The following is a 22,998-nucleotide window of genomic DNA, read 5'->3' on the forward strand; positions in this document are numbered from 1 at the left end:
CCGGTGAGCGCGTGCCCGCGCGGGCAGTCCGCGCGCCACGGCTCCCCGGACTCGACGGCCAGCCGGTACAGCGGGCGCGGCACCAGCAGCCCGGCGGCGGCGCCGTACGCGGCGGCGAGGGCGATCAGCAGCGGTTGCACGGCCCGAGCCTACGGAAGCGGCGGGCCGGGAGAGCCCGTCGGTGGAACACTCATCCCAAGGGTGGACGACGGGTGATGAAGGGGACGCGCATGGGCCGCTGGCGGGACGGCACCGGAACGCTCCGCGTCCCGGGCGGTGTGGACGTACCGCTGGAGATCGCCGCCTCCTACCGCGCCCGGTCCCGCGGGCTGCTCGGCCGGGACGGGTTGACCGGCGCGATCCTGCTGACCCCCGCGAGCGGGGTGCACACCTTCCGGATGCGCTTCGCCATCGACGTCGCCCACCTCGACCGGCGCATGACCGTCATAGCCGTCACCACCCTGCGCCCCGGGCGGCTCGGGCTGCCACGGGCGTTTTCACGCCACGTCCTGGAGGCCGAGGCGGGGGCGATGGAGGGGTGGGGCCTGCGGCGGGGCGTTCGGGTCGCGGTCGACCCCGGCCCTTCTTCGGCTCCACCGCCTTCTGTACGCTGAGCTCGCTGTTCGATGAGGTACATGAGGTAGAGGTACAACGGGGTAGGGGTGGCACGTTGACGACGACGGGCAAGATTCTGCGGTTCGACGAGTTTCGCGGTTACGGCTTCATCGCCCCGGACGACGGTGGCGAAGATGTGTTCATGCACGCGAACGACCTCCTGGACGAGAAGCACCTGTTCCAGCCCGGTTCGAAGGTGCGGTTCATCCCCGAGTACGGCGACAAGGGCCCCAAGGCGTCCGAGGTCCGCATCCTGGAGCGCGGCGCCGCCCCGGTCATCCGGTCCTCCCCCGCGCCGGACTCCGGCGACGACACGATGTGCGACGTGCTCTCGGTGGCCGAATTCCGGCAGGAGCTGACCGAGACGCTGGTCGACATGGGCGGCAGCCTCACCGCCGACCAGATCAAGCAGGTGCGCCGGCGCGTCATCGAGCTGGCCCAGGCGCACAACTGGATCGAGTCCTGAGTCACCCCTGAGGGTCCGCTCAGGGCGGCGGTGGCGGCAGCGACTCGATGCCGGGCGCGGGCTCGGGCCACACCAGCAGGACGGCGCAGGGCGCATGGTCCACGACGAAGCGCGCGGCGGGCCCCAGGCTGTGCGGCCCCAGCCGGTTGCGGTCCCCGTCGCGGGCGCAGATGAGCAGATCCACGCCGTCCGCCGCGCGCACCACCTCGTGTTCGACCCGGCCGTGCCGGTGCAGCCGGGTCACGGGCCGGTGCAGCCGCTCCGCGGCGGCGTCCAACAGCTCGGACGCGGCGGTCGCCGCCAGCTCCTCCAACTGGTCGCCGGGGTCCCGTCCGGGGCGCCCCCGCCCCAGCAGCCCGGCGAAGGCGCCGTGCGCGGCGCCCGCCACCCGGTCGTCGGTGACGTACAGCAGGCGGACCTCGGCGTCGGCGTCCGCGGACAGATGGTCGCGGGCGGCGTCCACGGCGGACTGCCAGGTGCCCTCGGCGATCCAGATGAGCACGATCATGAGTTCCTCATAGCGTCGCCAGCATGGCCCATAGCGCCACCGTCGCCGCCACCAGCGTGGTCGGCACGGTGAGCAGCCCGAGGCGGGTGAACTCGCCCGGCCCGGAGTCGGCGTCCGCCCCGTGGTGGCGGACGATACGCCGCCACAGCAGCGTGGCCAAGGAGCCGACGTAGGTGAGGTTCGGGCCCAGGTTGACCCCGATCAGCACCGCCAGGACCGGGCCCGGGCCGCCCTCGGCGGCGATCGGCAGCAGCGCCAGCGTCGCGGGCAGGTTGTTGACGAGGTTCGCCAGCACCGCCGCGATGGCCGCGATCGCGAGCAGGGTGGGCAGGCCCGTCCCCACCGGCAGCACCCGGGACAGCGCCGCCTCCAGGCCGTTGTCCAGCACCGCCTGCACCACGACGCCCAGGGCGAGCACGAACAGGCAGAACAGCGGGCCCGCCGCGCCCACCACGCCCCGTACGGTCGTCGTCCGCCGCGCCACCGCCCGCACCGCGAGCGCCAGCGCCCCCGCGCCCGCCGCCCACGCGGGCTCCAGCCCGAGGAACGACGTCACGACGAACCCGGCCAGCGTCAGCCCCAGCACGGACAGCGCGAACACCGGCACCCGGGGCCACTCGGCGGGCGGCGGCTTCGTCGTCCCGGCGGCCAGGTCCGCGGCGAAGAAGCGGCGGAAGACCAGGAATTCGACCGCGATGGACACCAGCCAGGCCGGGGCCATGACCAGGGCGAACCGGGTGAACGACAGCCCGCTCGCCTCCAGTGCGAGGAGGTTGGTGAGGTTGGAGACCGGCAGCAGCAGCGACGCCGAGTTCGCCAGATGGGTGCAGGCGTAGACATGCGGGCGGGAGCGGGCGCCGAGCCGGGTCGCGGTCGCGAACACGACGGGGGTCAGCAGGACGACCGTCGCGTCCAGGCTCAGCACGGCGGTCACCGCCGCCGCCACCGCGAACACCCCGCCCAGCAGCCGGTCCGTACGCCCCCGGCAGGCGCGCGCCACGGCCTGCCCGGCGGCCTCGAACACCCCCTCGTCCGCGCACATCTGCGCCAGCAGCAGCACGGCCGCCAGAAACCCGACGACCGGCAGCAGGCTCCGCGTCTCCTCCCACGCCGCCGCCGGCGTCACGGCCCCGGCCCCCACCACGACCGCGGCCGCGGGCACCGCCGCGAATGCCTCGGGCCAGCCGCGGGGGCGGGCGACGGCGAACGCCAGCACGGCGAGGAGGAGGGTGACGGCGAGGATCTCGGCGACGGTGGTATTCAGGGGGACTCCCGCGCGGGGTGGAACGACGCCCCCATGATGCGGCATGGGGCCCACCCGGGTTCCCCTCCCGCCCGCGCCCCACGCCCGGTGACGCCGCGGGGGTGCCTTCCCCACCCCGCCCCTTCCCACACCTGTCGATATGCGACTCCGCCGCGTGGAAGGGCTCCGCCCCTGGACCCCGCTCCTCAATCGCCGGAGGGGCTGGAAGTGGGGCATCCCGCCCCGGACCCCACGCCGGAGGGGCTGGAGGTCAACGGGGGTTGGGGCAACGGCCTCGGCGCGGCCCGAGGGCGCAGCCCCGGCGGCTTCCGGGGCGGGGCCCGGGGGCGGGCCTACGCCCCTGCTCCGGCGAGGGCAGGGCGTGCGCAGCAGCTGCGCACGTCTGGGGTGCAGGCCCAGCGGTGCACGGGCATGGCAGCCCCGGCGGCTCGTTGGCAGGGCCCGGCGGGGGCGGGGGCGGCCCGGCGAAGGGCGCAGCCCGGGAGGGGAGTGCGCAGCAGCGCGCACGAGGGGCTGGGGCGCAGCCCCAGACGTGCACGCGCACGGCGGCCCCGGCGGCGGCGGGGTGCAGCACCGGCGGTGCACGGGCGCCGCAGCCCCAAGACCACCCCCGCGGTCGGGGTCCAGGGGCGGAGCCCCTTGGTTCGGGAAGGGGCGGGGTGGGGAAACACCAGCGTCGGTCGACCCGCAACGTCAGGGCCCCTCCCAGCGGTAGCTGGGTCAGCGGGCCCGGCGGACTTCGCGGATGCGCCCTAGCTGCCGCGGGGGAAGCTGACCTCTACTCGGCGGTTCTTCTTGCGGCCCTCCTCCGTCGCGTTGTCCGCGATCGGGTACTGCTCGCCGTAGCCGCGGATCTGGTACGCGACCGAGGAGTCGAGGCTGTCCGCCAACCGCTGCTGCACCGCGTCGGCGCGCTTGCGGGACAGTTCGAGGCCGTGCGCGGCGGAGCCCAGGTTGTCGGTGAAGCCGAAGACGCGGACGCTCTTGGCGTCCTGCCGCTCCGCCTCGTCCGCGATCTGCTGGATACGGGCGTTCGCCTCGGAGCCGAGCTTCGAGCTGTCCTTGCCGAACAGCACCTCGGCCTGGAGGGCGAAGCTCACCTTGGTGTTGGTGTCCTCGCGCCGCTCGTCGCCGTCGTCCGTCTCGACGACCGACTTGATGTCCAGGACCCGCCCGGCCGCCAGCTTGGCGCCCTCGGGCATCCGCAGGTCGGGGTCATCGGCGTCGATCTTGAGGGGCGGCCTGGTGTCGGCGGGGGCGCCGGGGCCGCTGTCGGCGCGGGCCGGGGCGGTGAGGGCCGGGGTGGTGAGGATGAGGGCGAGGGAGGCCAGGGCCGTTACGCTGCGGCGGGCCGTCGTCCGTGTCGTCATGGCGGGGCTCACCCGGAGAGCTTGATGCTGACGGACGGCATGGTCGGGAGCTGGAAGTCGACCTCCGTGACGCTCTTGGGCGGGGCCGGGAACTGCGCGAAGAACGGCCGGCTCTCGTTCTGCTTGATCCCGGAGAGCCCCGTGGTGCACAGGCACTGGCCATCGGTGTCCCGGAGCACGAGATACCGCTTCTTGCCCTTCATGTCGACCAGGGTCGCGCCCGACACGGACGAACGGGACTTGGCCAGCTCCACCTCCGGGGAGCGCCAGTCGATCGGGTTGAACAGCGTGCTGCCGCGGTTGGTCACCGTCCCGTTGACGGTGACGAAGCCGCCGCTGTCGCGCTCCGCGGAGTGGAGGGTGACGACGATGTTCTTCGGCCCCTTCATCTCGCCGATGACCTTCTTGGAGTCCGCGGCGGGCTCCGTCTCCCCCTGCCCGTCGTCGGTCTTGGCCTCGGTGGACTTCTGCGGGGAGCCGTCCTCCTTGCCGCCGCCGTCGCCATCGCCGCTGCCGCACCCGGCCACGGCGAGGGCCAGGGCCGCTGCGAGCGCCGCCGCGGCAGCCCCCCTCCGGGCCTTCGTCGTGTGCCGAATGCTCATCGCTCGCTGTCCTTTGCTCGTCTACTCGTCGGTCGCTCAGTCGGCAAGGTGCACGGAGAACAGGTCCTTGACGTCCGGGAGCAGTTCCGGGTGCGCCGGGTCGATGGTCACTGTCCTGCCGTCGCACAGCAGGGCGACGGACGGCTTCTCGCCCTCGTCGCCGCCGTCGTTCCCGCCTCCGCCGCCGTCTCCGTCCTCGTCGCCCGTCGGAGTCGGCGTCGGGGTGGGCGACGGCTCGTCGGGCGGCTGGAGCGTACAGCGCGGACCTATGACCGCCTTGGCCTTCGCCTCGCCGTACTGGTTCTCCGTACCGGGGATGACGGTCTTGCCCACCGGCTTCTGCGTCTTGACGGTGACGGTGAAGGACGTGGGCAGGTAGCCGGGGACGCAGCCGTCGCCGGTTACGTCCGCGCCGTTCTGCTGGGCGAACCCCTCGGCCTGCTCGCACGCGTCACCCACGCCGATCCCCCGCCCGTTCAGCAGGTCATCCAGCGCGCTGCCGTCCGCCACGGCCTCCAGCAGCGCCGTGCCCAGCTGGTCGCGGTAGTCCTGGGCGGCGGCGAGGGCGGCCGCGTCGGCGGCGGTCTGTCCGCCGTTGCGGGTGGCCCCGGCCTGGCCCACCGCGAAGAAGGCGAGGGCGAGGAAGAGCAGGGCCGCGACCGCGGTGAGGTAGATCGGAAAGGCCTGCCCGGCGTCGCTGTTGCGGTATCCGCGAGCCTTCACGCGCTCGGTCAGATGCCGACGACCTGAGCGATCTTGTCGGAGATCGCGTTTGCGATCATGCTTCCGAAGTCCGTTGTCGCCAGTACCAGGACGATGGCGACCACCACGGCGATGATCCCCAGGTACTCGATCGAGGTCTGCCCCCGGTCGTTCCCCATAACGCGCTTCCCCATCGTGTTCCCCTCCATGGGTGGCCGTCCCACTCTGGTCCGGCGACTCAACCCCCGTGGTGTCGCTCGCGACACGAGCAAAGTACGCCGAAACAGTTGCCTCGGAACAGTGTCCCAGGGGGCATTGCCTTCCCGATACACGGTGTTCGAACCCTGCGCGCGGGGGTCCGCTGCCGCGGCCCATCCGTCTCACCCCCTCCCGCCGCCGAGGAGTCCCGCCGACGACTGTCCCACACCTGATTGCGATCGCGAAGCATATTCGCCCAAATGACCGTCAATCTCCCGTGACCGAACCGAAGTCCGTGCCGGAGCCGATGAAGAACCCGGCCACGAGCAGCACCATCGTCCCCGGCACCATGAAGGTGGTGATCACCATGGTCGCCTTGGGGACGGCGCGGGCGGCGCGGCGCCGGGCGTTCTGGGCGTCCGTACGGCGCATGTCGTTCGCGATGGCGATCAGTGTCTCGACGATCGGAGCGCCGAGTTCCTCGCCCTGCTGAAGCGCGGTCACGAACTGGGCGACCTGTTCGGAGTCGTTCCGCTTCCGCAGTTCTTCGAACGCCTGGCGCCTGCTGACCCCCATGTCCATTTGCCGAAGTGTGATGCGAAGTTCATCCGCCCAGGGGCCCTCGTACTTCTCCGACACCCGGTCCAGCGCCTGCCGGAAGCCCAGTCCCGCGCTCACCACGACCGCCAGCACGTCCAGGAAGTCGGGCAGGGTCCGGTCGATCGCGTCCTTGCGCTCCCGCACCGCCGCCCAGATCCCGACCTCGATCCAGAACAGGCCGAAGACGACGAGCAGCACGGCCAGCAGCAGCTGGCCCTTCATCAGCATGACCAGCGCGCCGCCGAAGCCGAGCATCCCGTACACCGCCCGGCGGGCCGCGTACCGGTCGACCGTCAGTCCGCCCGGGTGGCCCGCCAGATCGATGCGGCGGCGCACCCGGGCCACCCGCTTCTCGCCCATCAGCCGCAGCACCAGCGGGGCGTAGCGCATGCCGAGCCGGTCGACGGCCGAGCCGACCGCGTTCGTACGGGTCGCCCCGACCTCCAGCGCGACCGCGAGGTCGCTCGGCAGCTTGGCCTCGCTGCGGTACAGGGCGATGCCGTACGCGATGCCCGCCACCGACAGCCCCGCGGCCAGCGCCAGCAGCAGTCCGAAACCCATGCGAGGTACCCCTAGACGTCGATCTTCGACATGCGGCGGATGAGGAAGAAGCCGATCCCGTACAGGGCGAAGGCCCCGATCACCGCGGCCTGCCCCCAGATGGACGAGGTCATGCGGTCCAGCGAGCCCGGCGAGATCCGGTTCATCAGCAGCAGCGTCCCGATGCCCATCAGCGGCACCACATACGCGGTGACGGTCACCTGGGAGAGCTGGGTGCGGACCTCGCGCCGGGTCTCCTTCCGCTCCTCCAGCGTGTGGGTGAGGTTGCGCAGCGAGCTGACCACGGTCCCGCCCGCGCGGTTCGACAGCACCAGCGTGGTGACCAGCACCACCAGCTCCCGGGACGGCAGGCGCTCGGCCAGCTCGCCCAGCGCGTCGTCGACCGAGTGGCCCACCGCCAGCTTGGCGGAGACCTTGGACAGCTCCTCGCCCGCCGGGGCCTCCATCTCGTCCGCGGCCATGCTCAGCGCGGTACGCAGCGCCAGCCCGGCCTGGGTGGCGTTGGCCAGGATGCGGGACAGCTCGGGCAGCTGGTTGATGAAGCGTTCGATGCGCTTCTGCCGCTGCCAGCCCAGGAACCCGAACGCCGACCAGACGGCGATGACGGCCGCGATCGGGCCGAAGAACGAGGCCAGCAGCGACGCCGCCAGCACCCACAGCCCGGCCGCCGCGGCGGCCGTGTAGACGAAGAACTCGCCGGGGGTGACGTCCAGGCCCGTCGCCGCCAGCCGCAGCTCCAGCCGGCGCCCCAGGGAGGTGGTGCGCAGCCGCCGGTCCACGCGGGCGAAGCGGCGCGACCGCCCGGCCGGTGCCGCGGCGCCCGACTCCGACAGCCGGTCGATCAGTTCGCGCTGCCGGTCCGTGCCCCGGGCGTAGGCGTGCACCCCGGCGACGCCCAGCGCGCCGCACACCAGCGTCGTGCCGAGCGTCAACATGGCGAGCCGGTCCATGCGGCTACCTCCCGTCCCGCGCGCCGTACGCGCCCGTGTCGTACGCGGCGCCCCGCGTGGTCAGCTGCGCCGGGAAGGCGGCCACCCCGAAGGCGGGCGGCACCGCCTCACCGGCCATCCGCAGCCGCTCCGCGACCCGCTCCGGGAGCGGGAAGTACGAGAACTGCCCGTGCACGATCCGGTCCGCGCCCATGGGCTGGGCGTCGAAGCGGCAGACGGTGGCGATGCGGTACTCCTCGTGGCCGTGGCTGTCGAGGAGCGCGATCTCGCTGATCCGGCGGGAGCCGTCGGCGTGCCGGACGAGCTGGACGATGCAGTCCACGGCGCTGTTGATCTGGTCGCGCAGCGCCTCGTACGGGATCGCCACGTCGGACATCGAGGCGAGCGTCTGGAGCCGCATCAGCGCGTCCTCGGCGCTGTTGGCGTGGACGGTGGCGAGCGAGCCGTCGTGGCCGGTGGACATGGCCTGGAGCATGTCGAGGGTCTCGCCGCCGCGCACCTCGCCGACGATGATGCGGTCGGGGCGCATGCGCAGCGAGTTGCGGACCAGATCGCGGATGGTGATCCGGCCCTTGCCCTCGACGTTGGGCGGCCGGGACTCCAGGCGGATGACATGGGTCTGCTGGAGCTGGAGTTCGGCCGCGTCCTCGACGGTGATGATCCGCTCGCCGTCCGGGATCAGCCCGGAGAGGGCGTTGAGCAGGGTGGTCTTCCCGGAGCCGGTGGGTCCGGAGACGACGACGTTGAACTTGCCCCGCACCAGCGCCGCCAGCAGCATCAGCATCTGCTCGTCCAGCGTGCCCATGCCGATCAGCTCGCTGAGGGTGTAGGCGCGCGGGAAGCGGCGGATGGTGAGGGTGGCGCCGGTGAGCGCCAGCGGAGGGATGATCACGTTGACGCGCTCGCCGGACGGGAGGCGGGCGTCGACCATCGGATTCGACTCGTCCACCCGCCTGTTGACGGTCGAGACGATGCGCTCGATGGTCTGCATCAGCTGCTCCTCGGACGCGAACCGGACGGGCACCAGCTCCACCCGGCCCGCCCGCTCCACGAAGATCTGGTCCGGCCCGTTGACCATGATTTCGGTGATCGAGGTGTCCTCCAGCAGCGGTTCGAGCACGCCGAGGCCCAGCGCCTCGTCCACCACCCGGCGGATGAGCTGGGAGCGTTCGCCGGTGGACAGCACCGGGCCCTCGCGGCTGATGATGTGGCCGAGGACGCGCTCCAGCCGGGTCCGGCGCTCGGCGGCGGCCAGCGAGGACATCTCGGCGAGGTCGATCTCCTCCAGCAGCTTGGCGCGGTAGACGGCGACGAGGTGCCCGTCCTGGCGGCCCTCCGCGGGCCCCTCGGGCGCGTTGATACGGGCCCGCAGGCTCATGGCCGCCCTCCCGCCGCCTGGAGGGATCCGTCGTCGCACGGCATGGTGGCGCTCCTCTCCGCGCTGCCGAAGATGTCGAAGCCGGGGATGACCGAGGGGATCTCGACGGACGCGGTCGCGCTCGCCTCGTCACCGTTGCAGTCGCCGTCGCTGATGGTCGTCTCGTCGGCCAGCCAGCCGCTGATCGCCGCCTTCCCGGCGGCGTCCGGGGTGGTGCCCGGCTCGTCCTGGGAGCCCGTGCGCGCGGCCGCCCGCGCCGCCGTGCCCGCCTGCTGGACGGCGTACGCGGCGATCCCCAGCTGGACGGCGGCCAGCGCGACGAGGATCAGGATCGGCAGAAAGCCGAGGAACTCGATCGACGCCTGCCCCCGGTCCCGCCCGGTCCCTGTCCGTCGGGTCATCGCTGTACGCCCCCTCACTGCCCCGTGCCCGCCGCGGTTTCCGTCTCGTCCGACGCGCCCGCCGAACCGGTCACCGTCCACGGGAAGTCGGCGGCGCCCGGGAACAGGATCGGGACGTTCAGCCGCACCGTCGACCGGTACACCGCGCCGTCGCCCGCGCCCGGGCAGTCGATGTCGGCGCTCCACGAGCCGGGGATGTCGTCCTGCGCCGCGGCCTGGCAGGCGGCGGCTCCCCCGGCCGCGCCCGCCCGGGCCCCCTTGTCGGCCGCGTTGCCCGCGAGCGAGTACGTGTAGCCGACGAGCACGAGCTGCCAGATCACCGCGAGCACGATGAGCGCCAGCGGCAGGACGCCGATGAACTCGACCGTGACCTGGCCGCGGTCGTTGCCCCGCTTGCGCAGGAAACGGCCGGTGCCGGACGGGGGGATCTCGTTCAGGGCGTCGGTCCCGGGGCCCGCGTCGCCGCCGTCACCGTCGTCGGACTGCCCCGCTCCTATGGCACGGCGCCGCCGCAGCCCGGGCAGGGAGCGGTCGCCGCCCTGGGCGGGCCCGCCCCGGTGGGGAGCGCGACGGCCGGGCGGGGGCGTGCCCTGCGCCCCGTCGACCAGGCCCAGTTCCCCGGCGAGCCCCCACAGCGCCTGCTTGACGGCGGACTTGGCGTCCAGGTCCTGCATGCGGCCCGAATCGACGGCGGGCTGGAGCTCCTTGAACCCGGCCGGGATCGCGGTGCGCGCCACCGCCGTTCCCGTGGCGCGCGCGACCAGCTGCGGCTGGATCTCGGCGCTGCGGGTGTGCCGGTTGACGACGGTCACGGTCTCCTCGGCCTTGCGGATCTGGAGCCGGTCCCACAGCCGCACCATCCGCTTGGCCGCCCGCACCGCGACCACGTCCGGGGTGGTCACCAGCAGCGCGGTGTCGGCCTGTTCGACGATGGCCGCGCCCGCCGAGGTCATCTGCGTACCGCAGTCGACGACGACCAGCTCGAACCGGGTCCGCAGCGCGCCGACGACCTGCCGGGCCGCCCGGTCGGTGACCTCCTCGCCGCGTTCGCCCTCCCCCGGCGCGAGCAGCAGCCCGAGCCCGGTGTGGTGGGTGAAGACCGCGTCCTGGAGCACCCGCGGCGAGATGTCGGTGATCTGGGCCAGGTCGGCGATGGAGCGCCGGAACTGGACGTCGAGGTAGGAGGCCACGTCGCCGGACTGGAGGTCCAGGTCGACCAGGGCGACCGTGCGGCCCGCCGCCCGCGCGGCCAGCGCGAGCTGGACGGCGGTCACGGTCGTCCCGACCCCGCCCTTGGCGCCCGCGACGGCGACCAGGGTGCCGCCGGGGCCGGTGGCGGCCACGTCGCCGCCGCCTCCGAGGTGGCGCCGTACGCCGGTGGCCCACTGGGCGGCGGCCTGGACGCGGGCCGCCAGCTCGTCGTACACCAGCGGTATCCCGGCGATGCCGCGCGCGCCCGCGTCCATGGCGGCCGAGTACAGGGCCGGTCCCGCGTCGCCGGTGACCAGGACCACGCCCACCGCCGGGAAGCGCAGCGCGACCTCGCGGATCAGCTCCAGGGCGGGGGACGGGCCGATCCGCTCGTGGACGAGGACGACCTCGGGCAGGTCCTCCAGCGAGACGGCGGCCAGCGCGGCGAGGGTGTCCAGCAGCCGCGTCGAGTCGCCCACCGGCGCCGCCGGTTCGACACCGGGCAGCTGGCCGAGCAGCCCGCCGATGGCGCGGGCCGCGTCGGGGTCGCCGACGGCCGGGAGGATTCTGATCGTCACCGCGGCACCTCCTCACTCACTCAGGTTCACGGGGGTCATTTGTCGCCGTCGAGGGTGTAGGTGCGGTCGCGCGGCGAGACGGGGGCGTCCACGCCCGGGCCGATCAGGGCCAGCCGTACGTGGGAGGCGAAGGACTCGGCGTACGCGACGCGCTGCGCGTCCTTGGTGTCGAGCGCGAAGGTGATCGGCACGGCCTGGTCGATGCGCCGTTCGTCGTCCTCGTCCGGCTTCAGCGCGGACAGCTTGCCGACGTCGATGACCTCCGCGTCGTCGACGATCAGCTTGGAGACCGACGCCTCGCCCTGCGCCTTGCCCTCGAAGGTGGCGTAGATGTTGACCTTCGCACCGGGGGTGATCTTGCCCGCGACGCCCGTCGCGGCATCGATCATGATGGCGATCTCCTGCTGTCCGGCCTTCAGCGCGGGCCGCTTGGCGACCATGTCCGTCTGGAGCAGCGACCCCTGGCTGAGCTTGGTCGCGGCTATCCTGCCGCGCACCTCGGAGAGATCGGTGACGGCGGTGGAGGGCACCCAGCGCTCGGGCATCGACACCTTCTCGAAGTCCCCCGCGTCCAGGGCCTCGTACGCCTCGACGTTCCCCTTCAGCTTGTACGCGGTCGTCTCGGGGCCGACCTTGGACTCCACGTCGTTGACGACGGAGAGCACTCCGGCGAACGCGCCACCGGCGCACAGGACCGACAGGACCAGCAGGATGACTCCGCGGCGCTGGCGAGAATTCATGGACGGACAACCTCGTGAGTGGGACGTTTACCGGCTGGTCAGGGCGGGACGCTCGGCGGACTGGGTCAGGGCGGGAATCTCATCGCCGCGTGGCACCGGACAGGAGCAGAAGGCGCAGCGGTCCCCGATGAGTTCGAAGCCGCACCAGTGGCACTCCTCTCTCCGTACGGACGCCACGAGCTGGTAGAGCACGGAGAGGTCCGGGATGGCGGCCGCGAACTCGATCAGCTTCGGGGTGCCCCACCAGTGCGCCGACGCGGCGGGCAGCGGCACCTCCTGGACGTCCCCGACGCCCCAGGAGGGCGCCAGCGCCCCGGTGACCCAGTCGTCGCGCGGGGCCGTCCCATGGCCGTGGCTGGTGAGCTGGCCGCGTGCGACGGTCATGTGGGTGGCGTACGCGGGCCCGGGCAGCGCACCGCCCCCGCCCACCTTGACCAGCTGCGGGTCGGGGTGCGCGAGCACCGCGAACTGGGCGCCCGGCATCCAGGACTTGACGTGCGAGGTGAGGCTCACCGGCACCCGGTCCAGCCGGGCGACGCTGCCCAGCAGCGCGCCCGCGTGCACGTAGTGCGCCAGCAGCCGGGCGGAACAGGCCAGCACGCCCGGGCTGAAGTCGGACATGGACAGCTGGCGCAGCTGACGGGCGATGACGGCGACGGCCAGCGGCGGCAGTTCGAGCGGGCACAGCGCCATCCGGTCGCTCTCCAGGACCGAACGCACGGTGTGCAGCCTACGGATGAAGGGCGGCGGGGTGGCGGCGGGATAGAGCGCCACCAGATAGCCCTGGTACTCGAGGAGCGCCCCGACCTCGGCGAGCGCGTCGTCCAGCGACTGCTCCTCCGGCGGGCGGAGCACTACGGCCGACGGGGTCTGCCCGTCGGGCGGTGGAAGCACCAGCTCACGGCTGGTGACTGCTATCGCGGTGGGCACGTCGGCTACCCCGTCTCACGTCCTCGCCGAGCGGCGGCGGCCGCAGGTCGTTAACTGCCCCTGGCTGGTGCATCGTCACTTTATCCACGAAAGCCGCGTGAGAGAACAGTTCCTCTGAGTTACGCCCTCCTGGTCTGTGCGGGCTCCCTGTGCGGCTGCCGCCTCCCCCGCCGGGTGCGCGGGGGTCAAGCCCATGGCACGTATGCGCTGGTCGCGGAGACCGTCGGCCCCAAGGTCCACGGCCTCCCGTAACTACGGCAGGTCGCTGAGCCAGCGCACGATCGACGCCGTCGCGGCGACGTTCGAGCCGAGGTGGCGGGACTTCTGGTGGTCGACGGGGCCGACGTCGACCACCGGGACGTCCGCCCCTCGGCCTTGCAGCGCGGCCCGGCAGACCGCGGTGTTCTCCACCGCCGCCTCCTGGTCCCCGCCCGCCACGTACAGCCGCGTCGGCACCCGCGGCGCCCAGTCGTCGCACACGCTGTCGGCCGTCCGCAGCGCCGCGGCGAACCACGCTCGACTTGGGCTCCAGCTCCCCGCCGAGCAGCGCGGGCAGCTCCGTCCCCCCGAAGTCGTACGCCCCGCTCACCGGCGCCAGCGCGCCCAGCCGGAACCACGGGTCCTCGCCCGCCTGGAGCGAGCGGGCCAGCCCCAGCGCGGCCGAGGCGCCCTGCGAGAAGCCGGTGACCGCGACCTTCCGCTCCAGGGGGACGACGGCGCGGGCGGCGCGCAGCATGTCGAGCGAGGCCGTGGTCTCCGACGGGACGTCCATCCAGGGATGGAGCCCGGGGCCGGTGCCCATGCCGAGGTAGTCGGGCGCGACGGCGGCGAACCCGGCCGACGCGTAGGTGAGCGACGACGAGGGCAGGAAGCCGTGCCGGCGCATGGACGGCGCGTCCCTCTTGTGGCTGCCGGTGCCATGGGCGAAGGACACCGCGCGCAGCGTGCCCTTGTGCCCGCGCGGCAGGGCGAGCAGTCCGCTCGCGGTGGTGGGGCGGCCGTGCGGGTCGACGGTCCGGTACTCCAGCCGGTACGCGTCGACGCCGTACCGGACCGCGCCCGCGTCGAACCCGCTGGAGCGCCGTTCGGCGGCGACCTTGCGCGGGGTGGCCAGCGTGTACAGCCGTTTGACGGACACCAGTTCGCCACGGCCCTGGGCGGCCGGGGCGGCGGCCGCCGTCCGCGGGGTGTCGTGACAAGGGCCTTCAGCTTTGTGCGAGCGGTCCGGGGGCGCACTGGCGCCCGCCCCCGGACCGTGGTGGGGCCAGCCCCCGCGCTACGTCACGGCTTGGGCAGCGCGCATCCGGCCAGGCTGAGGTCGATCTTGTTTCCGGTGGTCACGCACTTGGTGATCCCGTACGTCTGCTGGGCGTAGTTGATGCCCTGGCGGACCGTCACCGCCCCGCTCTCGTCGACCTCGCACGGGTTGTTGAGGGTGCAGCGCGCCCCGTCCTCGTTGCCCGTGTTGTTCACGGCCAGGACCGTGCCGGTCGTGGCGTCGACGACGGGTGAACCGGACGTTCCGCCAATCGTGTTACAGGCGGAGGTGTAGCGGACCGAGTCCTTCCAGGTCCACTCGCCCTCCTTAAGACGGTATGCGAATCCGTCGATATTGCAGGAGTAGATCTTCTTCCAGTAGCCGGAGACCACCTTGATGCTGGTGCCCTGGGCCGGGCGACTCTCGGACAGTTGCAGGGCCTTGATGCCGTACCTCTGCTGTATTTGTGCGTACGTCGAGGTCAGCTGGTACAGCGAGACGTCGGTGTCGGTCATGGTCGCGTACGCGATCTTGCTCGCCCGCACCGTGCCCGCGCTCCCGCCGGAGCTGTTCAGCAGGGTGAAGCTGCGGCTCGACGACTGGCCGACGATCACCTCTCCCGCGCTCGGGAAGCCGCTCTCCAGGCAGTGCCCGTTGGAGAGGACGAGCGCGGGGTCGGTGTCGGCGGACTTCGCGGTCCGTACGACCGAGCCGGAGCAGTTGCTGAGCGCGACCGTTCCGGCGAAGTCGACCGCCTGCGCGGCCCGGGGGTGGGAGGAGGCGGCGGCCGCCGGGGCTGCACCGGCGCCCACGAGGGTCGCGCCGCCCAGTAAGAGGGCCGAGAGCGCGCCGACGAGAGGTCTGTTCACAGGGGGGTTCCTTCCCTCGATGAGAAGTTCCTTCGGCTTCGACCATTTCCCTCCCTTGACCGTGTCATGCGCATGGCCGAACACTGGCGCAGCAGTCGCTCGCCCTTCACCCCCCAGGAGCAGTTATGCGACTTCGCACCCGCGGCAGACGGGTCACCGCCCTCGCCGCCCTGCTGTCCCTCGCCCTCGCCGCCCCGATCGCGGCCCAGGCCGACGATCCGGCCCCGGGGCGTGCCACCTCGGCCGATGCGGCGGCCGACCCGGCGTCCCACCCGGGCGCCGACGATGAGAACGTGCGCCAGTACGAGGTCGCGGGCCCGGCCACGGCCGCCGAGCGCGCCACCGTCGCCGCCACCGGCGTCTCCATCGACGAGACGGACGCCCGTTCCGTCGTCGTCACCGCCGACTCCGCCCAGGTCAGGAAGTTGCGCGCGCTCGGCTACCGGCTCACCGAGCTGCCCGGTCCGGCGGACCGCGGCAAGGGCCGGGGCGCCGTGCCGTTCGACTTCCCGTCGGCGGACTCGAAGTACCACAACTACGCCGAGATGAGCGCCGAGATCGACGCGGCCGTAGCCAAGTACCCCGCCATTCTCAGCAAGCGCGTCATCGGAAAGTCGTACGAGGGTCGGGACATCGTCGCGCTGAAGATCAGCGACAACGTGGCCGCGGACGAGGCCGAGCCCGAGGTGCTGTTCACCCACCACCAGCACGCGCGTGAGCACCTCACCGTGGAGATGGCGCTGTACCTGCTGCACCAGCTGACCGATGGCTACGGCACCGACTCCCGCATCACCGACATCGTCAAGGGCCGCGAGATCTGGATCGTCCCGGACCTCAACCCGGACGGCGGCGAGTACGACATCGCCACCGGCCGCTACCGCAGCTGGCGCAAGAACCGGCAGCCCAACTCCGGCTCCTCCGCCGTCGGCACCGACCTCAACCGCAACTGGGACTACAAGTGGGGCTGCTGCGGCGGCTCCTCCGGATCCGCGGGCTCCGAGACCTACCGCGGCGCCAGGGCCGAGTCGGCCCCCGAGGTGAAGGTCGTCGCGGACTTCGCGCGCAGCCGGGTCGTCGGCGGCAAGCAGCAGCTCAAGGCCGCCATCGACTTCCACACCTACAGCGAGCTGGTGCTGTGGCCGTTCGGCTGGACGTACAGCGACACCGCGACCGGGATGACCCAGGACGACCACGACGCGTTCGCCGCGATCGGACGGAAGTTGGCGGCGAGCAACGGCTACACCCCCGAGCAGTCGAGCGACCTCTACATCACCGACGGGACGATCGACGACTGGCTGTGGGGCAACCAGAAGGTGTTCGCGTACACGTTCGAGATGTACCCGACGTCGAGCGGGGCGGGCGGCTTCTACCCGCCGGACGAGGTGATCGAGCGCGAGACGAGCCGTAACAAGGACGCGGTGCTCCAACTGCTGGAGAACGCGGACTGCATGTACCGGTCGATCGGCAAGGAAGCGCAGTACTGCGCGACCAGCTGACGCCGACCGACCGGGAGCCCCGGGGCCGCTGCGGGCCCCGGGGCACACCCGCTCGGTGAGAGGGGCTAGATCACCAGGCTCAGCAGGCCCGCCACCGCGAAGCCCGCCACCGACAGGACGGACTCCAGTACGGTCCACGACTTCAGGGTGTCCCGCTCGGAGATCCCGAAGTACTTCGCAACCATCCAGAAGCCGCCGTCGTTGAGGTGCGAGGCGAAGATCGAGCCCGCCGAGATCGCCATGATGACCAGCGCCAGATGGGCCTGTGAGTAGTCGCCCGAGGCCAGCATCGGGGAGACGATCCCCGTGGTGGTGACGATGGCGACGGTCGCCGAGCCCTGGGCGACCCGCAGCACCACGGAGATCAGCCAGGACAGCAGGATGACCGGCAGGCCCGCGCTGTCGAAGGCGTCCGCGAGGGCCTGGGCGACACCGCTGCCCTTGAGGACGGCACCGAAGACGCCGCCCGCGCCGACGATCAGCAGGAGGTTGCCGACGGGCTTGAGGGAGGTGGTGGAGACGGTCTCCAGCGACTTGCGGGACCACCCGCGCCGGATGCCCAGCAGGTAGTACGCCAGCAGCAGGGCGATCGTCAGCGCCACGAAGGGGTGGCCGAAGAACTCGATGACCGAGCGGCCGGTGCTCGGGTCCAACGCGATGGAGGAGAACGTCGCGAAGAGGATGAGGATCAGCGGCGTACCGATGATGGCAAGGACCGTGCCCACCGACACCGGCTGCTCCGCGGGCTGCCTGCCGGCGGCGCGCTGCTCGGCCTCGACCGCCTCCCGGGCCTCCTCCGCCGCCTCGAGCATGTCCTGCGGTACGGGGACGAAGAGGCGGTTGCCGATCCAGGCGGCGTACGCCCACGCGGCGAGCACGGACGGGATGCCGACGAGGATGCCCATCAGGATGACCCAGCCCAGGTCGACATGGAGCAGTCCGGCGGCGGCGACCGGGCCGGGGTGCGGCGGCAGGAAGGCGTGGGTCATGGACAGTCCGGCCAGCAGCGGCATCGCGTAGAGCACGATCGACTTGCCGCTGCGCTTGGTGGCCGCGTAGACGATCGGCGCGAGAACGAAGATGCCGACGTCGAAGAAGACGGGTATGCCGAAGATGAGGCCGGTGAGGCCCATGGCGAGCGGGGCGCGCTTCTCCCCGAAGAGGCCGAGCAGACGAGAGCTGAGCGCCTCGGCGCCGCCGGAGACCTCCAGGATCGCGCCGAGCATGGTGCCCAGGCCCATGATGATGGCGACGTGGCCGAGGATGCCGCCCATGCCGGTTTCGATGAGCGAGACGGCGTCGGACTTCTGGACCGTGCCGAAGAGTTCGGTGACCGAGAGCCCGGCGGCCAGGCCGACGGCTATGGAGACGGCGAGCAGCGCGATGAAGGGCTGGAGCCGGACCTTGATGATCAGGTAGAGCAGAAGGGCGATGCCCAGGACGGCGACGGTCAGCAGACCGGCGGTGCCGGGGATGATCGCGAGCAGGCCACCGGTGTGGGGTGGGGTCTCGGCAGCGGGAGCGGCCGCGAGAAGCATGGAGGACTCCGGAAAATGGGTAGGGCGTATCGCCGCACGGCGGGGGGCCGCGCGCGGGGGATGTGATCGGGGTGCGGGTGATCAGGGGTCTGGTCCCGGCGACGTCGACGGTGGGTGTGGGGGGTCCCGGGGCGGGCGGGGGTTGGATACCCCGCCCGCCGCGGGCGTTCAGGGGGTGATCCGAAGGGGCGCGACGGTGTCGACCGTCGACACCGGTTTTTGCGCCCCGGAGGCGAACCACCCGAAAAAAAGGGGGTGCTCAGCCGAGGACGGCGAGGGCGTCGATCTCGACGAGCAGCCCGGCAGGGAGTCCGACGTAGATCGTCGTACGGGCCGCCGGGGCCTCCTTCAGGTCCGCGAAGAACTCGTTGTAGATCTCGTTGAACTCGGCGAAGTGGCCGGTGTCGGTGAGGTAGACGCGGATCATCACCACGTCCTCCCAGCTCGCCCCGCCCTCCTCCAGCACGGACTGCACGTTGCGCAGCGTCTGGAGGGTCTGCTCGCGCAGGGTCGGCCCGACCGGGGCGGGGGCCTGACCGGGGACCGCGGGGCCGAAGCCGACCTGACCGGCGACCTGGAGGATGTTCCCCTTCTTGACGCCGTGCGAGAACTTGGCCGGCGGCGTGGTGTGGGTGGCCGGGGTGATCGCGGTCTTCTGGAGCTTCTCGGTCATGAGGAGGAATCCTCGGCTCTCTTCTCGGGTGTTACTGGGGGTGTTGCTTCGGGGGTAACTTCGGGCGGTGCCTCGGCTGTTCCTCGTCCGTCGGACAGTCCGTCGGACGGCCAGGCCGGGGCGCCGCCCGAGTACTCCCGGCTGATGTCCTCCGCGGTGCGGCGCACCGCCGGGAGCAGGGTGAGCAGTTCGTCCGCGGTGACGACGACGTTCGGCGCCGACACCGAGCACGCGGCGACGACCCGGCCGTCCGCTCCCCGGATGGGGGCGCCGACGCAGTTGATCGACTCCTCGTGGCCGCCGAGGTCGGTGGCCCAGCCCTGTTCCCGTACGGTTTCCAGCTCCTTCAGGAACGCGGTGGCGTTGGGGGTGGAGCGGGCCGTGTACGCCGGGTACGGGAGCCGTTCGGCCAGGGCCCGCCGCTCGGCCTCCGGCAGGTCGGCCAGCAGCAGCTTGGCGACGGCGGCGACCGTGATCGCGACGGGCTTGCCGATCCGCGAGTACATCCGCACGGGGTAGCGGCTCTCCACCTTGTCGATGTAGAGGACCTCGTTCTCCTCGTACACCGCGAGGTGCACGGTGTGTCCGCACCGCTCGTTGAGCGCGACCAGATGGGGGTGGGCGATCTCCCGTACGTCGAGGTTCTCCACCGCCTCCTGCGCCAGCGCGAAGAGGCGGGCGCCGAGCCGGTAGCGCTGGTCCCGCTGGCGGTAGACCATGCCGTGCTCGTGCAGCGTGCGCAGCAGCCGCAGCGCGGTCGACTTGTGCACGCCGAGCCGCGAGGCGACCTGCTCCAGGTTGGCGGGTCCCTCCGCCAGCAGGGGCAGGATGCTCAGTGCTCGGTCGACGGTCTGGCTCATGGGTCGGTTACCTCCACCACCGCGGTATCGGGCCCCGATTGCGCCGGGTTTGCCCAGCCGGGGCCGAATCGCAGTGTCCCCCACTCGGCGTCGTCCAGCGTCACCAGCCGGTCGGCGTACGCACGGGACGGCGGGGTGCAGAGGTCGCCGGGGACGGTGAGGACGGCCGCCGCCATCAGATGGCCGTGGCGCAGCCGCTGCGCGATCGGCAGCCCGCGCAGGGTGCCGGACAGGAAGCCCGCGGCGAAGGCGTCGCCCGCGCCGACCGGGGCCACGACGTCCACGCGCAGGGCGGGCGCGAAGGTGACGGTGTCGGCCCCGTCCGCCCCGCGGGCGTACGCGGTGGCCCCGGCGGAGCCCTGCTTGACCACCAGCACGTCCGGCTCGGGCAGCGCCTCGCGGATCGCGGCCGCGCCGCCGCGTATGCCCCAGGCGGCCTCCGCCTCGTCCTCGCCGACGAAGACCAGGTCGCAGCCGCGGGCGAGGTCGAGCAGCACGGACGGCCCCTCGTCCGGGGACCGCTCGGGGTCCTCCCACAGCGAGACGCGGTAGTTGAGGTCGAAGGAGACCAGCGGGCGGCCGGGGGCGCGGGTCGTCAGCTCGCGCATCAGGGCGAGGCAGTCGGCGGAGAGGGCCGCGGTGATGCCGGTGAGGTGGAGGATCCGGCCGGACCAGGTCTGCTCGCGCGGCATGAGCGCCGGGGACATGGCCGCGGCGGCGGATCCGGCGCGGTAGTAGACGACCTCGGCGAGCGGCTCCGCGCCGCCGTCTTCTGTGGACGGCTCGGACTCCACGGCCCGCTCGCCCGCCGTACGGAAGTAGATGCCGGTGGGGCGGCGCGGATCGCGCTGGACGCCGCTGACGTCCACCCCGGCCGCCGCGATCTCCGTCAGCAGATGGTCGCCGAATCCGTCCGTGCCGACCCGGCTGACCCAGCGCGCGCCGTGCCCGGCGCCCGCAAGACCGCATGCCACGTTGGACTCGGCCCCGCCGATCCCCCGCGCGAACGCGGGCACCTCCGCGAGCCGTCCCGGCCGGGACGGCACGAAGGTCACCATCGACTCGCCGAGGCACACGACGTCGACACTCGGGGCTGGAGGCACGATCGGACTCGCTCCTTGCGCTGGGGGGGTTACGGCACACACCGTTGACCCGGTGCTTGGCCGGATGTTAAACAGCGCTAAGCGTTATACGCAATGAACGTTGCATAGAATGCAACCAGAAATGTACGGGAGGCGCCTCCATGGCCACCGACCACCGCGAGCACGCCGCCATGCACCCCGCCGTCGCCGGGCTCGCGCAGGAACGCGCCGACCACCGTTTCAAGGGGCTGCCGCCGGACGCCGAGGGCCGTACGCTCGCCGAGCTGGCCGCCGAGCGCCGCAACCTGTTCACCGGTGGCTTCACCACCCCCGTACTCGCCCTGTCGGCCGAGGCCCTGGAACACAACCTCCTCGCCATGGAGCGCTACTCCGCCGCCCACGGTCTGGCCTTCGCCCCGCACGGCAAGACCTCCATGGCCCCGCAGCTCTTCGAGCGCCAGCTCGCCCACGGCGCCTGGGGCATCACCGCCGCCGTCCCCTCCCACGTACGGATCTACCGGGCCTTCGGCATCCAGCGGATCTTCCTCGCCAACGAGGTCGTCGACGCCGCCGCCCTGACGTGGCTCGCCGCCGAACTCGACGCCGACCCCGACTTCCGCTTCGTCTGTTACGTGGACTCCGTACGCGGCGTCGAACTCATGGAGGCGGCCCTCCGCCGGGCCGGGGCCCGGCGGCCCGTCGACGTCGTGGTCGAGCTGGGCGCGGGCGACGGCGCCCGCACCGGGGTCCGCACCGAGGCCGAGTGCGCCACGGTCGCCGACGCGGTGTCCGCCGCCGCGACGCTGCGGCTGGTCGGCGTCGCGGGCTACGAGGGCGAGGTGCCGAAGGCGGACGGCGAGCGGGTACGGGCCTGGCTGCGCCGCCTCACCGCCCTCGCCGCCGACTTCGACGCGGCGGGCCGCTTCGAGGGCGTGGAGGAGATCGTCGTCAGCGCGGGCGGCAGCGCCTGGTTCGACGCGGTCGCCGACGTCTTCACCGAGCTGCCCGCGCTCTCCCGGCCCGTGCTGAAACTGCTGCGCTCGGGCGCGTACGTCTCCCACGACGACGGCCACTACCAGCACATCACCCCCTTCAACCGCATCCCCGAGGAGGGCGACCTCCAGCCCGCCTTCCGGCTCTGGGCCCAGGTCGTCTCCAGCCCAGAACCCGGCCAGGCCTTCCTCAACGCGGGCAAGCGGGACGCCGCGTACGACCTCCACCTGCCCGAACCCCAACTCGTCCGCTCCGCCCACGACGGCTCCCTCCGCCCCGCCCACGGCCTCGTCATCACCGGCCTCTCCGACCAGCACGCCTGGGTCACGGTCGCGGAGGGCGCCCAACTGGAGGTCGGCGACTGGGTCGCCCTCGGCCTCTCCCACCCCTGCACCAGCTTCGACAAGTGGCAGATGATCCCCCTGGCGGAGGCGGACGGGACGGTCACGGACTACATCCGCACGTTCTTCTGACCCACCCACCCGCCCTTCCCGGGTCTACGCCCCGGGGCCCCGCCGCGATGGGACGGCGCCCGCCCGGCGCCGATCCGGGCGCCCCGCCCTGGGGCCGGGACGGAAACCCGGGCCGAGGCTGGTCNGCCCTGGGGCCGGGACGGAAACCCGGGCCGAGGCTGGTCAACCCGAAGCCGGGCCCACACCTCGGCCAAGGGCCGGGGTGTGGGGAGCCCGGCCCGTCCGGCTCCCGGGCCGGAGCCCCAGCGGGGGTACGCCGGGGGCGGGGCCCGGGACCTCACCCCGGGGTGGAGACGGAAGCCCGGACCGGAGCCGGGCAGCCCGACCCGGGCCCCCACCTCGGCCCAGGGCCAGGGTTGGGGAGCCCGCATGGGTTCCCATGGGAGCTGAGGGCGGGCCACCCGCCCTCACCCGGTGCGGGGCTCGGGACCCGCCCCGGGGCCGGAGACGGAAGCCCCGGCCGACGGCCGGGCAGCCCGGCCCCGGGTCCCGCCCGGCAACCTGAGCCGGAGCCCGGCGGGCGCCGACCGGGGCCCTGGGAACCTGCGAGCCCACGGGAACCGAGGGCGGGGCCTCCCGCCCCCGGCCCGGTACGGAGCCAAGCAGCCCGACCCGGGCCCGGCGGGCCACCCGCCCTCGCCCGGGGGCAGGGAACCCGCAGGGGCCCGCCCCGGCTTCCGGGCGTCGGGGTGCGGGGACCCG

Annotated in this window: 25 protein-coding genes; 6 read left to right on the plus strand and 19 right to left on the minus strand. The window is 72.7% G+C overall.

Annotated features, from left to right (window positions below; translation table 11 throughout):
- Positions 1 to 230: 230 nt before the first annotated feature.
- On the plus strand, positions 231 to 614 hold the full coding sequence (locus EEJ42_RS00030) for a DUF192 domain-containing protein (protein WP_123097977.1): 384 nt from the start codon (positions 231 to 233) through the stop codon (positions 612 to 614).
- A gap of 56 nt (positions 615 to 670) precedes the next feature.
- Positions 671 to 1,081: a cold shock domain-containing protein gene (locus tag EEJ42_RS00035; protein ID WP_123097978.1), complete on the plus strand. Its 411-nt coding sequence runs from the start codon at positions 671 to 673 to the stop codon at positions 1,079 to 1,081.
- A gap of 19 nt (positions 1,082 to 1,100) precedes the next feature.
- Here the strand turns inward: EEJ42_RS00035 and EEJ42_RS00040 are convergent, their stop codons facing one another.
- The 14 genes from EEJ42_RS00040 to EEJ42_RS51605 form a co-directional block, all read right to left on the minus strand.
- Positions 1,101 to 1,589 (minus strand): universal stress protein, encoded by a 489-nt coding sequence (locus EEJ42_RS00040; protein WP_123097979.1) that lies wholly within the window; start codon positions 1,587 to 1,589, stop codon positions 1,101 to 1,103.
- A gap of 7 nt (positions 1,590 to 1,596) precedes the next feature.
- Entirely contained in the window at positions 1,597 to 2,898 is a 1,302-nt protein-coding gene (locus EEJ42_RS00045; RefSeq protein WP_184502857.1) for an ArsB/NhaD family transporter, read from the minus strand.
- 707 nt (positions 2,899 to 3,605) lie between these two features.
- Positions 3,606 to 4,223, minus strand: coding sequence for an OmpA family protein (locus EEJ42_RS00050; RefSeq protein ID WP_123097980.1), 618 nt, complete (start codon positions 4,221 to 4,223; stop codon positions 3,606 to 3,608).
- Positions 4,224 to 4,231: 8 nt separating this feature from the next.
- On the minus strand, positions 4,232 to 4,825 hold the full coding sequence (locus tag EEJ42_RS00055) for a hypothetical protein (protein WP_123097981.1): 594 nt from the start codon (positions 4,823 to 4,825) through the stop codon (positions 4,232 to 4,234).
- A 36-nt stretch (positions 4,826 to 4,861) separates the two neighbouring features.
- Complete coding sequence (locus EEJ42_RS00060) at positions 4,862 to 5,548, minus strand: pilus assembly protein TadG-related protein (RefSeq protein ID WP_123097982.1); 687 nt, start codon at positions 5,546 to 5,548, stop codon at positions 4,862 to 4,864.
- Positions 5,549 to 5,556: 8 nt separating this feature from the next.
- Entirely contained in the window at positions 5,557 to 5,721 is a 165-nt protein-coding gene (locus tag EEJ42_RS50525; protein ID WP_179936527.1) for a hypothetical protein, read from the minus strand.
- A 271-nt stretch (positions 5,722 to 5,992) separates the two neighbouring features.
- Positions 5,993 to 6,886 carry a DUF5936 domain-containing protein gene (locus EEJ42_RS00070; protein ID WP_123097984.1) on the minus strand — a complete coding sequence of 298 codons (894 nt, stop codon included), beginning with the start codon at positions 6,884 to 6,886 and terminating at the stop codon, positions 5,993 to 5,995.
- Between the two features lie 11 nt (positions 6,887 to 6,897).
- A complete protein-coding gene (locus EEJ42_RS00075) occupies positions 6,898 to 7,836 on the minus strand; it encodes a type II secretion system F family protein (RefSeq protein ID WP_123097985.1) in 939 nt (312 codons plus the stop codon).
- A gap of 4 nt (positions 7,837 to 7,840) precedes the next feature.
- Positions 7,841 to 9,214, minus strand: a complete 1,374-nt coding sequence (locus tag EEJ42_RS00080) for a TadA family conjugal transfer-associated ATPase (protein WP_123097986.1) — start codon at positions 9,212 to 9,214, stop codon at positions 7,841 to 7,843.
- Positions 9,211 to 9,615, minus strand: a complete 405-nt coding sequence (locus tag EEJ42_RS00085) for a TadE/TadG family type IV pilus assembly protein (RefSeq protein ID WP_246095921.1) — start codon at positions 9,613 to 9,615, stop codon at positions 9,211 to 9,213. Before EEJ42_RS00085 ends, EEJ42_RS00080 begins: the two co-directional genes overlap by 4 nt.
- Before the next feature lie 14 nt (positions 9,616 to 9,629).
- A complete protein-coding gene (locus EEJ42_RS00090; protein WP_123097988.1) occupies positions 9,630 to 11,384 on the minus strand; it encodes a CpaE/TadZ family protein in 1,755 nt (584 codons plus the stop codon).
- A 35-nt stretch (positions 11,385 to 11,419) separates the two neighbouring features.
- On the minus strand, positions 11,420 to 12,124 hold the full coding sequence (gene cpaB / locus EEJ42_RS00095) for a Flp pilus assembly protein CpaB (RefSeq protein ID WP_123097989.1): 705 nt from the start codon (positions 12,122 to 12,124) through the stop codon (positions 11,420 to 11,422).
- A gap of 27 nt (positions 12,125 to 12,151) precedes the next feature.
- Entirely contained in the window at positions 12,152 to 13,054 is a 903-nt protein-coding gene (locus EEJ42_RS00100; protein WP_123097990.1) for a hypothetical protein, read from the minus strand.
- A 252-nt stretch (positions 13,055 to 13,306) separates the two neighbouring features.
- Entirely contained in the window at positions 13,307 to 13,534 is a 228-nt protein-coding gene (locus EEJ42_RS51605; RefSeq protein ID WP_221179290.1) for a hypothetical protein, read from the minus strand.
- Between the two features lie 41 nt (positions 13,535 to 13,575).
- Between EEJ42_RS51605 and EEJ42_RS51610 the strand changes: the two genes are divergently transcribed.
- Positions 13,576 to 13,866 carry a hypothetical protein gene (locus tag EEJ42_RS51610; protein ID WP_221179291.1) on the plus strand — a complete coding sequence of 97 codons (291 nt, stop codon included), beginning with the start codon at positions 13,576 to 13,578 and terminating at the stop codon, positions 13,864 to 13,866.
- A 72-nt stretch (positions 13,867 to 13,938) separates the two neighbouring features.
- Positions 13,939 to 14,250 (plus strand): hypothetical protein, encoded by a 312-nt coding sequence (locus tag EEJ42_RS51615; protein ID WP_123097992.1) that lies wholly within the window; start codon positions 13,939 to 13,941, stop codon positions 14,248 to 14,250.
- Positions 14,251 to 14,335: 85 nt separating this feature from the next.
- Here the strand turns inward: EEJ42_RS51615 and EEJ42_RS00115 are convergent, their stop codons facing one another.
- Positions 14,336 to 15,181 carry a S1 family peptidase gene (locus EEJ42_RS00115; protein ID WP_123097993.1) on the minus strand — a complete coding sequence of 282 codons (846 nt, stop codon included), beginning with the start codon at positions 15,179 to 15,181 and terminating at the stop codon, positions 14,336 to 14,338.
- A 125-nt stretch (positions 15,182 to 15,306) separates the two neighbouring features.
- On the opposite strand from EEJ42_RS00115, the gene EEJ42_RS00120 reads away from it, so the two are divergent.
- Complete coding sequence (locus EEJ42_RS00120) at positions 15,307 to 16,677, plus strand: M14 family metallopeptidase (protein ID WP_123097994.1); 1,371 nt, start codon at positions 15,307 to 15,309, stop codon at positions 16,675 to 16,677.
- Between the two features lie 65 nt (positions 16,678 to 16,742).
- On the opposite strand, the gene EEJ42_RS00125 is transcribed toward EEJ42_RS00120, so the two are convergent.
- From EEJ42_RS00125 to EEJ42_RS00140, 4 genes are all read right to left on the minus strand, one after another.
- Positions 16,743 to 18,215 (minus strand): GntP family permease, encoded by a 1,473-nt coding sequence (locus tag EEJ42_RS00125; protein ID WP_123097995.1) that lies wholly within the window; start codon positions 18,213 to 18,215, stop codon positions 16,743 to 16,745.
- A 259-nt stretch (positions 18,216 to 18,474) separates the two neighbouring features.
- The gene (locus EEJ42_RS00130; protein ID WP_123097996.1) at positions 18,475 to 18,888 is read right to left on the minus strand and encodes a RidA family protein; all 414 of its coding nucleotides are present in this window, start codon (positions 18,886 to 18,888) and stop codon (positions 18,475 to 18,477) included.
- The gene (locus EEJ42_RS00135; RefSeq protein WP_123097997.1) at positions 18,885 to 19,748 is read right to left on the minus strand and encodes an IclR family transcriptional regulator; all 864 of its coding nucleotides are present in this window, start codon (positions 19,746 to 19,748) and stop codon (positions 18,885 to 18,887) included. The genes EEJ42_RS00130 and EEJ42_RS00135 overlap by 4 nt, the downstream gene beginning before the upstream one ends.
- Positions 19,745 to 20,851, minus strand: a complete 1,107-nt coding sequence (locus tag EEJ42_RS00140) for a sugar kinase (RefSeq protein WP_123097998.1) — start codon at positions 20,849 to 20,851, stop codon at positions 19,745 to 19,747. Before EEJ42_RS00140 ends, EEJ42_RS00135 begins: the two co-directional genes overlap by 4 nt.
- 140 nt (positions 20,852 to 20,991) lie before the next feature.
- On the opposite strand from EEJ42_RS00140, the gene EEJ42_RS00145 reads away from it, so the two are divergent.
- Positions 20,992 to 22,296, plus strand: a complete 1,305-nt coding sequence (locus EEJ42_RS00145) for an amino acid deaminase (protein ID WP_184502858.1) — start codon at positions 20,992 to 20,994, stop codon at positions 22,294 to 22,296.
- The last annotated feature ends 702 nt before the right edge of the window (positions 22,297 to 22,998 follow it).

The sequence above is a fragment of the Streptomyces botrytidirepellens genome, assembly GCF_003721215.1.
In the GTDB taxonomy this organism is placed as follows: Bacteria; Actinomycetota; Actinomycetes; order Streptomycetales; family Streptomycetaceae; genus Streptomyces; species Streptomyces himastatinicus.

What these genes read in the sequence shown, in the direction of transcription:
- EEJ42_RS00130 (WP_123097996.1), bottom strand. Translation starts at nt 18,888, where the DNA reads ATGACCGAGAAGCTCCAGAAGACCGCGATCACCCCGGCCACCCACACC.
- EEJ42_RS00120 (WP_123097994.1), top strand. Translation starts at nt 15,307, where the DNA reads ATGCGACTTCGCACCCGCGGCAGACGGGTCACCGCCCTCGCCGCCCTG.
- EEJ42_RS00075 (WP_123097985.1), bottom strand. Translation starts at nt 7,836, where the DNA reads ATGGACCGGCTCGCCATGTTGACGCTCGGCACGACGCTGGTGTGCGGC.
- EEJ42_RS00085 (WP_246095921.1), bottom strand. Translation starts at nt 9,615, where the DNA reads ATGACCCGACGGACAGGGACCGGGCGGGACCGGGGGCAGGCGTCGATC.
- EEJ42_RS00070 (WP_123097984.1), bottom strand. Translation starts at nt 6,886, where the DNA reads ATGGGTTTCGGACTGCTGCTGGCGCTGGCCGCGGGGCTGTCGGTGGCG.
- EEJ42_RS00040 (WP_123097979.1), bottom strand. Translation starts at nt 1,589, where the DNA reads ATGATCGTGCTCATCTGGATCGCCGAGGGCACCTGGCAGTCCGCCGTG.
- EEJ42_RS50525 (WP_179936527.1), bottom strand. Translation starts at nt 5,721, where the DNA reads ATGGGGAAGCGCGTTATGGGGAACGACCGGGGGCAGACCTCGATCGAG.
- EEJ42_RS00135 (WP_123097997.1), bottom strand. Translation starts at nt 19,748, where the DNA reads ATGAGCCAGACCGTCGACCGAGCACTGAGCATCCTGCCCCTGCTGGCG.
- EEJ42_RS00055 (WP_123097981.1), bottom strand. Translation starts at nt 4,825, where the DNA reads ATGAGCATTCGGCACACGACGAAGGCCCGGAGGGGGGCTGCCGCGGCG.
- EEJ42_RS00050 (WP_123097980.1), bottom strand. Translation starts at nt 4,223, where the DNA reads ATGACGACACGGACGACGGCCCGCCGCAGCGTAACGGCCCTGGCCTCC.
- EEJ42_RS00080 (WP_123097986.1), bottom strand. Translation starts at nt 9,214, where the DNA reads ATGAGCCTGCGGGCCCGTATCAACGCGCCCGAGGGGCCCGCGGAGGGC.
- EEJ42_RS00145 (WP_184502858.1), top strand. Translation starts at nt 20,992, where the DNA reads ATGGCCACCGACCACCGCGAGCACGCCGCCATGCACCCCGCCGTCGCC.
- EEJ42_RS51615 (WP_123097992.1), top strand. Translation starts at nt 13,939, where the DNA reads ATGGACGGCGCGTCCCTCTTGTGGCTGCCGGTGCCATGGGCGAAGGAC.
- EEJ42_RS00045 (WP_184502857.1), bottom strand. Translation starts at nt 2,898, where the DNA reads ATGCCGCATCATGGGGGCGTCGTTCCACCCCGCGCGGGAGTCCCCCTG.
- EEJ42_RS00125 (WP_123097995.1), bottom strand. Translation starts at nt 18,215, where the DNA reads ATGCTTCTCGCGGCCGCTCCCGCTGCCGAGACCCCACCCCACACCGGT.
- EEJ42_RS00030 (WP_123097977.1), top strand. Translation starts at nt 231, where the DNA reads ATGGGCCGCTGGCGGGACGGCACCGGAACGCTCCGCGTCCCGGGCGGT.
- cpaB (WP_123097989.1), bottom strand. Translation starts at nt 12,124, where the DNA reads ATGAATTCTCGCCAGCGCCGCGGAGTCATCCTGCTGGTCCTGTCGGTC.